At 33.4% G+C, this 11,469-nt stretch carries 9 protein-coding genes and 2 pseudogenes; 3 read left to right on the plus strand and 8 right to left on the minus strand.

Going from position 1 to position 11,469, the window contains the following annotated elements; genetic code table 11:
* Positions 1–61 precede the first annotated feature (61 nt).
* Positions 62–769 (minus strand): annotated as a pseudogene (locus tag WBM_RS00670) (class II aldolase/adducin family protein).
* Positions 770–1,044: 275 nt separating this feature from the next.
* Here WBM_RS00670 and WBM_RS00675 point away from each other — a divergent pair.
* On the plus strand, positions 1,045–1,665 hold the full coding sequence (locus WBM_RS00675) for an AAA family ATPase (RefSeq protein WP_041571534.1): 621 nt from the start codon (positions 1,045–1,047) through the stop codon (positions 1,663–1,665).
* 1 nt (position 1,666) lies between these two features.
* On the opposite strand, the gene tsaB is transcribed toward WBM_RS00675, so the two are convergent.
* The 4 genes and pseudogenes from tsaB to ftsA form a co-directional block, all read right to left on the minus strand.
* Positions 1,667–2,284 (minus strand): tRNA (adenosine(37)-N6)-threonylcarbamoyltransferase complex dimerization subunit type 1 TsaB, encoded by a 618-nt coding sequence (gene tsaB / locus WBM_RS00680; RefSeq protein WP_011256312.1) that lies wholly within the window; start codon positions 2,282–2,284, stop codon positions 1,667–1,669.
* A gap of 1,193 nt (positions 2,285–3,477) precedes the next feature.
* Positions 3,478–4,017, minus strand: a pseudogene (locus WBM_RS06805) (terminase); the annotation flags it as partial.
* A 648-nt stretch (positions 4,018–4,665) separates the two neighbouring features.
* A complete protein-coding gene (gene map / locus WBM_RS00695; RefSeq protein WP_011256313.1) occupies positions 4,666–5,448 on the minus strand; it encodes a type I methionyl aminopeptidase in 783 nt (260 codons plus the stop codon).
* A 375-nt stretch (positions 5,449–5,823) separates the two neighbouring features.
* Positions 5,824–7,062 (minus strand): cell division protein FtsA, encoded by a 1,239-nt coding sequence (gene ftsA / locus WBM_RS00700; RefSeq protein ID WP_011256314.1) that lies wholly within the window; start codon positions 7,060–7,062, stop codon positions 5,824–5,826.
* 135 nt (positions 7,063–7,197) lie between these two features.
* Between ftsA and def the strand changes: the two genes are divergently transcribed.
* Both def and WBM_RS00710 read left to right on the plus strand, forming a co-directional pair.
* On the plus strand, positions 7,198–7,737 hold the full coding sequence (gene def / locus WBM_RS00705) for a peptide deformylase (protein ID WP_011256315.1): 540 nt from the start codon (positions 7,198–7,200) through the stop codon (positions 7,735–7,737).
* The gene (locus tag WBM_RS00710) at positions 7,727–8,527 is read left to right on the plus strand and encodes a uracil-DNA glycosylase (protein WP_011256316.1); all 801 of its coding nucleotides are present in this window, start codon (positions 7,727–7,729) and stop codon (positions 8,525–8,527) included. The genes def and WBM_RS00710 overlap by 11 nt, the downstream gene beginning before the upstream one ends.
* Before the next feature lie 896 nt (positions 8,528–9,423).
* On the opposite strand, the gene WBM_RS06100 is transcribed toward WBM_RS00710, so the two are convergent.
* From WBM_RS06100 to WBM_RS00720, 3 genes are all read right to left on the minus strand, one after another.
* Positions 9,424–9,681: a hypothetical protein gene (locus tag WBM_RS06100; protein ID WP_011256317.1), complete on the minus strand. Its 258-nt coding sequence runs from the start codon at positions 9,679–9,681 to the stop codon at positions 9,424–9,426.
* 197 nt (positions 9,682–9,878) lie between these two features.
* Positions 9,879–10,076 carry a hypothetical protein gene (locus WBM_RS06105; RefSeq protein ID WP_225416052.1) on the minus strand — a complete coding sequence of 66 codons (198 nt, stop codon included), beginning with the start codon at positions 10,074–10,076 and terminating at the stop codon, positions 9,879–9,881.
* Positions 10,077–10,747: 671 nt separating this feature from the next.
* Positions 10,748–11,455 (minus strand): septal ring lytic transglycosylase RlpA family protein, encoded by a 708-nt coding sequence (locus WBM_RS00720; protein WP_050707657.1) that lies wholly within the window; start codon positions 11,453–11,455, stop codon positions 10,748–10,750.
* Positions 11,456–11,469 lie beyond the last annotated feature (14 nt).

Raw genomic sequence — 11,469 nt, forward strand, 5'->3', positions numbered from 1 at the left:
TATACATGAAAAGAAACATATAATAAACTAATAAATTTATTTAGGATTAAAAAGGGGTTTACTATAACTCACTTTTAATTAGCCTGGCCCACACGCGCCAATCTCTCTCACCAAGATTGTTTTCGAAAGACAAAAGATCCTTTACAGCTTTTGAGCAAACTTCTTCACTTAGAATTGATAATTTCCTATTCACTTCTAACGCTAAACATTTAGTTTTACACGCTTGCTCTAAGCGATACGTACAAAACATTGCTTCTTGCATAGTCCAACCACACGTTATAGATCCATAATTACGCATTAACATTACAAAATTTTCTTTCAGGTCAGTTATTAATCTCTTTCCCTCTGCATCATCAAGCGCAAGGGAGTTATAATCATGGTAAGGCATCTTGTTATAAAAGTGTATTGCCCACTGACTTATAGGAAGTATTCCATCTTTAAAAGAGGAAACTGCTACAATAGAAGATGTATGCAAGCGAAAAATTGCTTAAATGTCCTTCCTTACTTGATAAATAAAACCATGGATTACATAACCAGTTCTATTGTATTGATACTCTTTGCCCTCAATTGTACTTCCATCAAATGATACTTTCATTAATGAATTCTCATTCATTTCATTAAAGTGAATACCAAATGGATAGATATAAGATGACTTTTGATCCTCAGAACACACTGAAAGGTAAGTATGTATGGCCATCTAGTTCTAGGTAAGAGGCAAAATCTGATAGATATATACTAAGTCTCTTTTTACCTTGCTCTTTGTTAACAATGCAATTCTTAGTCAAAACCTTCTGAAGGTTTATACAAGAAAAGAGGTTCATAGTAAACTTATACTTTTAGTTTGAAATTAAGTATATCAAGAAATAAACTGTTAATTCTTAGTAAATAATCCGTTGCTACATAATCTATGAAGCCTATATAGAATTTATGCTCTCAAATGCATAATATCTTAACCATAAAAATAATTTTCTATATAATATTTTAAATGTTTTAAAGCTTAAGTTTCATGTTATTATGAATATAGATTTTAATATTATAAATAATATGATAAACATTAATACAAAGAGACAGATAACAGGATTTTTCGTATATATTATTGGCTTTTCAGGAAGTGGTAAGCTCTCTACAGCAATAGAATTATCCAATATGATAGATGCATTGATTGTAAACAGCAACTTTTCCAACAATACTCAAGTTTGCTCCATATATGATAATGTTTTTGAGCATAATCATATCCCTGAAGAAGTACAAGATAGAATATATAACATTGCACAAATTATGCTCCAGGCAATAGAAGCTTACCTAATTCACTCAAAAAACTATATATTTATCGATGAGCTAATGAAAAATAACGACCACAACACAAAGATGTATAACTCAGTAGTAGAGCTTAGTAAAAGGATGAACACACAAATTCTCCCTATAGTGCTGAGGTGTGACTTACTTACATTACAAAAGCGCATTAAATTAAAAAGGCAAAGGGAAAACAAGAAAGCCACTAATATAAGCAGCATTATAGAGAACTTTAGGACTCACGATTCATTTATACCACCAAATGCCATAGAAATAGAAAATTCGAATATGAGTATAAAAGAAGTAGCCGAAAAAATAACAAGTCAGATGCATAAACTTAGCCAGATTAATAGCATTTATACAAAAGGATGATCTATAACAATTTCATATACTGAAGCTCATTTAAATATAGAGCTTCAACTTCATTTAATTTTTGTTTATTCTTTAGTCTATAATGGACTAATAGCCCTGCATGGCTAGCATCTAATTTTGGTAGATTGCAGTCCATATATGTAATGTAGTTATTGCCTGATGTCCTAGTGCCTAGACACTGGGCGTCATGCGTTGTAGTTGGATCTGATAATGGCAATAAATTGCAATCAAACAACTGCATATAAAATCCCTGAGAACTTTTAATCATAGCTCTAATATTTTTTTTGTTATTTGCACAAAGCAAAGACATTGCGTATGCCTGAACTTCTAATGCATTAACTCCATACAATGGCTTATTCGTAACGAGATTTATACCTTTCGCAGCTGATATACCAACTCTAATTCCATTGAAACTTCCTGGTCCAACTACTACCGCTAAATGGTCTAACTTACTGTAGTTATAGTTGTGCTTATTGAACAGAGTGTTCAAAATTTGAAAAAACGATTCTGCATGACTATTGCTGATGGAATTGTGTTCTACAAAACAATTACCATCGTGATCAATGATCGCTATTGAACTACCACCAGTACCTACAGTATCAATTGCTAGAATAGACATTATCTGAGTTTATCATAGAGTTTTGTAAACCTTATAGTAAGGCACCACTACTCATAATATTTGCTGAAGTTATTATTGAGTCAAACACTAAATATAATGCTGTGACTAACGAGAGCATTTTCGGAAAGAACTTAAAGTACTTTTTAAGCACAGGCAGCATTACCATGATTCCTCCCGCCGAACTGCAACAATAGCAAATTTAAATAACAAAAAATAGAGAAGGAAAGTTATATAGTACATTATATACATAACCGGAAGTAATTATCATTGATAATATTATAATAAAAACAATTCCCATTAAGTAAAAGCCAGCAGTTATTTGGTACAACAGATAATACAAGATCAGGTTGCTTTACATTTTTTTGCTCTCTTCAAGAGTAAAGGGCATAGTTGCATTACTAAACATTGCACTTATTACGATAATAAATGCCGGTATCATATTGCTTATGCTAATTATCCAGCTCGTGATCTTGAATGAATTTGCAGCTCCATATAAGAGAAAAATATAAAAGGTAAGTTGCGAATGTAATAACCACAAAAATTATTGAGCAACCTTTAAATACTGCAGATATAATCTAATCATGCTGCATTTTTAAAGTAAGCCCAAGTGCAAATACCGGAATAACCGGCGTCAAGAGTACTTTCAGAATAAACAGAGCTAAACCTGACATTTTGTGCGAGAGCTCTTTGCTCTTTTTGGGTAGCAAAACAGACACCACTATGCCGGATATAAGTTCACAAATGAGAGCATAAAAGTTAGAAAGCAGTGCAGGTAGTGTAAGCAACCATAAGGGAATAATTGTTTCTTCATACGTTATATCTTGTATTGAATAAGTGTTTTGTAGTATAAAATACCCAATTAAATAAGCTATTGAACTTGAAGCCAGGTTTGATAAGAAGATTGTCATAATAAGTAACAATATAAACTTTTAAAGATTAACATAAAAATAATAAGAGGCATTATAAACAGCAAAGTTTCTTTGATGCTTAAGCTCATTGAGTACAAAAAGGCTTTCGTTTCTACTGGAACCAAATGACCAAAAAATACAACTGAAGTGATAATAATAAGTAAGGTTAGTAGTTGTAACAAGCCCTAATACAGCGATATTCTACAAATAGAATGCGGCAAGTTATTTTTCAAGTAAAGCAAAACTATCTGAACTGCTGCAGAATATTATATCTATCTTCATCTTGCTCAAATCTTCCTGATGTAGCCTATGCATCACAAGCACAATTATTCCTTTTTTCTATTGTTGAGCCTAGTTACTAAAGTCTGATCAAACCAGCTTGTGGCACGCTTTCTAAGCGTTTCGCTTAAAGCTTGAGCGGAACTCAGTTGGTCGTTGACAATAATAAAATCACCTTCTTTGCTGGTTAATGTTCCCCCAACAGACGTTGCAATTTTGTATTCTCTCCGCACTGTTTGAAATTTATACTTAGTATTTTGTTCTATGGATAGTTCTACTTCTAGAAATAGCTTTTTATACCAATCAGACTACATTACGCACCTAGTATCGAGCGAGTGCTTTTCGCTGGGAATAGCTCACAATTATTACTCTTACGCATATGGGCTTCTTCGAGCGTGAAGGCATACTAAATATTATTCGTCTCACTGCACCAGTGCCTGCCGCTTCAAGTCTGTTCGCTATGACTTTTATATATTAGTAATCATTATATTCACATCCCGTACTACCGTTTTGAAAGCATAACTCAATGAGTTTGAGAAAGTTTATATTTTCTATGTTAGTGAGCGTTCTTGCTGTTTATTCCACTCCCCTCTTTTTGTCATTCCAGTGCTCCGACATTGGGATTCAACACACTGGAATGGCAATTCCTCATCATACTCCACAGTATCTTTAGATCTCGCTAAGGAACGACGGTAGTTACAAATATTTAAGAAATTTTTTAAATAGAAAAAAAGGCAAAAAACCCGTTGGTGGCGAGTTATTTATATTAACTTTATAGTTAGCATTTTTTTATTCTAAACGTCCAATCTAGCTCCTTTTAAGTCATAGCTGATCTAAATTTAAACGTTAGAAAAATTACTAAGCAGAAAAAAGGTAAAAAACCCTGTTAGCTAATTATTCACTACCTATCTTTTTAAATTGGCATTTTTTACTGTGTCAAATGCTTTAACAAGCGCATTTCAATTATATTAAGTAAAAACCTGAAAGGTTATAAAGATATACGGTGCACATAGTGCAAAAAATTAAATATGAGGCATCAAGTACATTGAGTCTTTTGTCGTTTAAATCTGTATAGAGAAGATAAATAATTAGCTTCAATGTTACAATAAGGAAGCTGGTGAAGTTTGTTGAGTAGTTTTTTGTAGTTCCATTCCCTGTTTTCAAATCATAATATTTATATAGTTGTGAAAGAATCTAGTTATAAGGCGGAAAATGCCAATTTTTAGGTGATAATGTGAATATTTCAACACCATCCTCTGTTACTCCAAGCGTATGTTCAAATTGTGCAGAGAGCGAAAGATCGCGTGTTGTTACTGTCCAATTATCAAGTCTACTAAGCAGAGTTTCATGTTTTCCAGCGTTGATCATTGGTTCTATTGTAAAAAACATCCCCTCCTTTAATACAAGGCTTTCACCTTGATCATAGAAATGTACTACATTAGGCGGCGCATGGAAGACTTTTCCTATACCATGTCCGCAATAGCTACGTACTATAGAATAGCCAAAATCTCTAATATACTTTTCTACAGCAAGCCCTATCTCGTTCAATTTATTACCAGGCTTAACTTGTTTTATTGCTTCCATCAATGCAACATAAGTAGCATCACATAAGCGTTTTGCTTTTATTGATGGTTTGCCAGCCCAAAACATGCGGCTTGTATCACCATACCAACCATTTAAAATCACCGTAACGTCGATATTTAAAATGTCCCCATCTTTAAGTGGTTTATCATCAGGAATACCATGACATACAACAGCATTTTTCGAAGTGCAAATCGACTTGGGGTATCCTTTATAGTTTAATGGTGCCGGAATTGCACCTGCTTTGACTATAAAATCATGACATAGATCATTTAATTTATTAGTTGTTACTCCTACCTTTACGTATGGTGCAATGAAATCAAGAGTTTCAGCTGCTAATCTTCCAGCTTTACGCATAAATTCAAAATCTTTTTGTGAATGTAAAGTTATGCTCATATTTTCTGTATATTATTGTAGTTACCATACACATTCTTATGCAAAATTAACAGCCTTGCTTATAGCTCGTCAGTTATCAAAGTAAGTCCCATAGGCTCCAGTGTCAAGCGTGTAACTGCACGAGCATTGCAATATGCTTCCACTAGACCAGAAAATCAGTGCGTAACGCATAACCATACGTATCAAATTAATGACAAATGCTCAAAATTGTAAGTTAAAAATCAGATTGAATATTTTGTGTAATTCATAAACTTCTATGAATTACACATCTTAGGCGTATCTTTACAGATTTGATAAAACTACTGAGGTTTTTATGGGACTCTCAAATCCTGTTAGGGCTCTTATGTTGCTTCTATAAAATCTTGTCCATAGGGCCTAGACTGTGACTTTTGATTTCACCCAGTGGTACAATTTACTTATTTTACCATCCTGACCCAGCATATCAGGATTATTTTTATAAAAAGTGTCAACTATTAACTTTATAGAGCCTATGGCAGCAGAAAACACAGGATTCTTATTATATTCACCATCAAGACCACCGTACGACTCAGGGCACCCAATACGGACTTGTTTATTGAATATATAGCTTGCAATCTCCTTCATACTTGCCAGCCGACTGGTGCCACCTGTGATAACCACTTTATTAATTGGATCTTTCTGCTTCCTAAATTGCTCTTTCACCAACTCAAGTATTTCTTCAATCCTTGGTCTTATGATGTCAACAAGTTCAGATTTGGGTATTCGAGCCTGTTCATCATTCTCATTACTTTGCACTGTAATGTATTCATTCTCATCTATTGAAGTTACAACAGTGCTACCGTACAGTATTTTTATACGCTCTGCATGTTCTATGCTTGTACATAGTCCATAAGCTATATCTCGAGTAATATGAACACCACCGATTGGGATGCTGTTTGCATATATAAGTTTGCTTCTTTTGAAAATTCCAATTGCAGTACACCCACCTCCTATATCAACAATAGCAGTTCCAAGCTCTTTTTCATCTTCACTAAGACAAGCAAAACCTGCAGAATACGCGGAAGCAATGCAACCTGCCATACTTATACCGCTATTATTGGTTATGCAATTTTCAATGTTGGTAAGTGCCGGACGCGAAGCAGTGACAACATTAACATCAGCAGATAATCTCTTTCCATACAATCCACTAACTTCCCTTATATCAGTCATATCATCCAAGTGGTATCTCAGCGGTATATTGTGAATAATAACATTTTCTTCAATATATTTCTCAAACGTTTGAAAAATTACACGTTTTATATCCCGGTCAGAAATTTCATGATTAGCTGCAATAATCTCATTGTGCACATTGAAAGATAAGATTCCACATCCGGCAATATTAACATATATTTGGTCTATAGTTTCCTCTGACACTTGCTCAGCTAAACCTATAGTAGATGAAATAGAGTAACTTGCATACTTTATGTCAGTTATTAATCCACCATTTATACCTTCTGCAATCTTATAACCTGTGCCTGTTATTTTATAGTTGAAGTTGCCACTTACCTTAACAATTAGACAGATAATTTTCGTTGTACCTATATCTAAAACAGCAAAAACATTTCTCTTGGGTTTTACTATTACTGCAGAGTACATTAGTTGACCTTATTATATAATTTCATTTAGGCAGCTTCCTTTAATAATTTATATTTCCATTACAAAAATACAGCAACATTTTAATATATCCAAATACTGGACAAAGGAAAAAATAAAACATAGAATTATAATTTTATGCCTAAATTATCAATTGTAGTTGCTCCCGATGAAAGGTTAACTACACGTGCCAGTGAAGTAACAGGTATAAACGATAAAATTAAAGAACTAGTAAATGATATGTTCGAAACTATGTACAATGCAGAAGGTCTTGGTCTTGCTGCGGTGCAAATTGGAGTGCTAAAGAGAATTTTCGTCATGGATATCCAGCTAGAGGATATTAAAGGTGAACCAGTAGGATATGAATCCACTGGTAAATTTTGCATGATTAATCCTGAAATTACAGAATTATCAGATGAACAAGTCATTCTCAAAGAAGGATGCCTTTCAATTCCAGAGCAAAGTCATGAAATTAGACGCCCAAAATATTTAACTGTGAAATATAAGGACTTAAATAACAAAGAACAGACACTAAAAGCTAGTGGTTGGCTTGCAAGGTGTATCCAGCATGAGCTAGATCACCTAAACGGCATATTATATATTAGACATTTATCTAAATTGAAGTATGATATGGCTATGAAAAAAGCAGAAAAGTTTAAGAGACACTATGAGAGATGAAGATTTAGAATTACTAAAATTTTACTATGAAGTGGGTATTGATTGTACACTAACAGAAGGTAACGAGGAAAAAAAAGTGGAAAAAGAGAAAAATAGCAAAGCTATCCAATCTCCTACCATTCAAGCTGAAGTCCAAAAAAAAGAACAGCAATCCATGTTTCCAAGTGACTGGATAATTGAAGCAAGGAAACTCGCAAGTAAATGTAACAGCATGGATGAACTAAGAAGTGCAGTTAAGTCATTTGAAGGTTGTGAGATAAAAAAAACTTCAACCAATACTGTTTTTTCCGATGGTAATCAAAGTGCAAAAATTATGCTTGTTGGCGAAGCTCCAGGAGCAAATGAAGACCTTAAAGGCATACCATTTTGTGGTGCAAGCGGAATGTTGCTAGATAAGATGCTTAGTGCAATCAATCTTGATCGCACTAAAGTATACATAAGCAATACTGTATTTTGGCGTCCACCAGGCAATAGAAAGCCAACTGATCTAGAACTCGACATGTGCAGACCATTCGTTGAGAAACATATCGCACTAATTTCACCACACATCCTCATTTTAGTTGGAGGTATCTCATGTTATAGCCTTCTTGATAACACAAAAACTATATCAACTTTGCGTGGCAGATTCCATACGTATACTAATCAATACTTATCCTATTCGATTACCACAGCTGTTATATTTCATCCAGCTTACTTACTTCGTCAACCAGCGCAAAAACGTTTAGCTTGGGAGGATTTAAAAAAGATTAGGGAGTACCTTAATAGTACCAATAACTGTACAGGCGTCTAGCAAACTGATAAGATAATGGACTCTTATATTATTCACTCCTCAAGCACAGCTATTATAGTAGTCATTCAAATAGTTTACCCAGAAACGCAAAAAATTACTTGACACACTTTGTCAGCTCTCTTAACCCTAGCAATAGGGCTATTTTATATAACCTCCTAATCTGTGCAAATTAAAATGACAAGAAGGTTTTGTATTTGATGTACTATTGTTTAATTCCTTGTACTACGTACGCCGTATGTCTTTATAAAATTTCTATAGTTCTTACCTAATACAAGCTGAAATATACTTATAAAGCGTTTAAGACATCATCTAACATCAAAATTTTTAAACAAAGAGCTAGTAACTAACTACTCTGTTTTTTTTGCCTTTTTTTCTGCTTGGTAAATTTTTAAAATATTTATGACCCCAATTAAGTTGCATTGAAAAGCAGCTAGACTGCAGCATTTAAGACTTAAGAAATGCCAATACTGAAAATAGATACTAACCAGAGCTTTTTTATCTTTTTTTTATTTAGTAAATTTCTTAAATATCTATAACTAAAGGCTAGTTGCAAAAAAGCAGCTAGCGTTTAGAATAAGGAAACGCTGAAAAAACATAAATACTATAGAGTTTCCTCTGCCTTTTAGGCTAAGTCATACAAAAAGTCTACTAGTTATATAAGAGTTCAAGAAAGATATCATGAAAGTACTGGAATCTTGCTCCAATGTTAAACAACACAAAGTTGAAAAAGCAGAGCAAAAAACGTTACTTACAATTTAGTAGTTCTCCAAAGTCAATTATGTTTAAAAATTAATCTCTGTCTATAACATCATCACTTGTCCATTAATGTGAATAAGGACTGGATGGCATGAAAAGCCTTTAGGATGCTTTAGTGTATCTATTTTCTTTTGTACTTCTTACATTATTGAATGACCAATTCTATTTTTTGAAAACTTGATTTCGCAAATGTAAAGAGTGTTAAATTTAGTTCGAATTATATAATCAATTTGATAAATAGCACTATTACCTGTCTTCCTCTGGAAAAATAGATTTTCGCTTATTATTTCATCAATTCCTAAGATATTAGGTATGCTCTTTCTATTGTTAAGCATCAAATTTTCAAATTGAAGTCCGATGATTGTATGCCCCTCTGGTAGAGATGCAAGTAGTCCCATAGAGTAGTGCTAAGATTAATTTTCCTAGATTTTTTTAATATATTTCAGATAAAACCTTAAATAATTATCTTGAAGTCTGCAGCTCCTTAATCGTGAATCAGTACCTGCTTGCATATTCCAAGTGTGATCCTTTGCAATAAAAAACAGGCAAGCTCAAGCTCATGTAGATACTTAGAAATGCGTCCATGTTGCAATATCTAAACTAAAAAGACACCTTTTGTAAAACAAAGCTTTTTGATATTTTCTTTAGCACAGTGTTTAAAATTTACCTCTTCTAAATACTTCATAATTCCACCAATTACTGCAAGTACCTTAAATTTTTCATATGCTGAAATATTTTTTGGCCAAAACCTATTGCAATCAGAAAGTAATAACTCCTTAAGCGTTATAGTCAATAATATCCTTCCTACAAAACTAGCACTATTAAGTATATTTTTTTCGATCCAGGATGAAGCCGATCCACAAATAACAAAAATTAGCTTGGTATTATTTTTTAGCTGTGTATCCTAAAAATTCTTTATTTATCCTAAAAAAGTTGGATCTTTTGAGCCCATCCAAGAAATTTCATCAAAAAGTAATAACATTTTTCCAGATAGTAGATATTTACCAACTGTTCACAGTAAATCACTCCAATCACCATATCTAGCAAAAGACGTGCTAAATTGTCTAGCAACTTGTCTAGAAAATTCATTAATTTTGTGGGATACTATAGTATACTTTTCTGTAGCAAACCTATAAATGAGTAATACTACTCAAAATGCTTACCAAACTCTTGAATTAAATGACTTTTTCCCATACGACGTCTTCCTTTAACTACTATAAAAGACGCAGCATTTTTTTTCTGCAAGCTCCAGCAGTTGCTTTAACTCAGCTTGCCTACATGAATAATGGAGAGATAGAACGTAAAATACAAATCTTTATTTCCATTATGCATGATAAAATCGGAGGTGTAAATAAATAAATTTTGATCTTTGTCTCTATAATGCTAAACCGACTGTTAATATCTTTTTTATATCACATTTTTAATTTACAATAGTTAGCCAGCGTTTCTTATTAAACAAACCTTTCAATCGACCATTGCTAAATTCTGTAATCCAACTCTCACCACACTCACTTTCACGCAATATTGGTTGTCTTTAAAAAGCAATCTAACGTTTTTTATTCCTTGGTTACGAAGCTTTGATGCAGCTGATTTAGCGGCCTGAGCATTTTCAAAAAATGCAATATATCCCTTACTTTCCGCATTGTCTTGTTTCGGGTGACGTTTCTGCATTTCTTTTTCATGCTGCTTTCTATAATGAGGAGTTCTTTGTATTAATTGCTCTGATATTTTCCTTAAATATTGCACTTTTACTTTTGCAAGCCCAGCTTTATGAAGCCCTAAAATTTTTGCCGCCTTTTCCGATAAGTCTATTATTCTACCTTCAACAAATGGCCCTCTGTCGTTAACTCTTACAACAAGCTTTTTCCCATTTTCCAAGTTGGTAACGAGAACAAAGCAGGGTAGAGGCAAAGTCTTATGCGCCGCAGAAATCAAGTGACGGTTAAACACTTCACCATTTGCTGTAAGTGTACCATGATCTTCTATTCCATACCATGATGCTACTCCTATCTCTTCGTAATGGTTACAGTGTTTGGGATGATAGATTATACCATTTATTGTATAGCTATTACCAATTTTATAATGACCTGCAGTATCATTACACCTGCTGCAAAAATTGCAACTACTTATCAAAATAAATGTTAGGCATAGAAGGGCTAGATTTTTTATCATTGTATTTAGTGAAA

This window comes from Wolbachia endosymbiont strain TRS of Brugia malayi (assembly GCF_000008385.1).
In the GTDB taxonomy this organism is placed as follows: Bacteria; Pseudomonadota; Alphaproteobacteria; order Rickettsiales; family Anaplasmataceae; genus Wolbachia.

Bases quoted from the DNA above. Each gene is read 5' to 3' on its own strand.
- tsaB (WP_011256312.1), bottom strand. From the start codon at position 2,284: ATGTCTATTCTAGCAATTGATACTGTAGGTACTGGTGGTAGTTCAATA.
- ftsA (WP_011256314.1), bottom strand. From the start codon at position 7,062: ATGTACTCTGCAGTAATAGTAAAACCCAAGAGAAATGTTTTTGCTGTT.
- def (WP_011256315.1), top strand. From the start codon at position 7,198: ATGCCTAAATTATCAATTGTAGTTGCTCCCGATGAAAGGTTAACTACA.
- WBM_RS00675 (WP_041571534.1), top strand. From the start codon at position 1,045: ATGATAAACATTAATACAAAGAGACAGATAACAGGATTTTTCGTATAT.
- WBM_RS00710 (WP_011256316.1), top strand. From the start codon at position 7,727: ATGAGAGATGAAGATTTAGAATTACTAAAATTTTACTATGAAGTGGGT.
- WBM_RS00720 (WP_050707657.1), bottom strand. From the start codon at position 11,455: ATGATAAAAAATCTAGCCCTTCTATGCCTAACATTTATTTTGATAAGT.
- WBM_RS06100 (WP_011256317.1), bottom strand. From the start codon at position 9,681: ATGGGACTACTTGCATCTCTACCAGAGGGGCATACAATCATCGGACTT.
- map (WP_011256313.1), bottom strand. From the start codon at position 5,448: ATGAGCATAACTTTACATTCACAAAAAGATTTTGAATTTATGCGTAAA.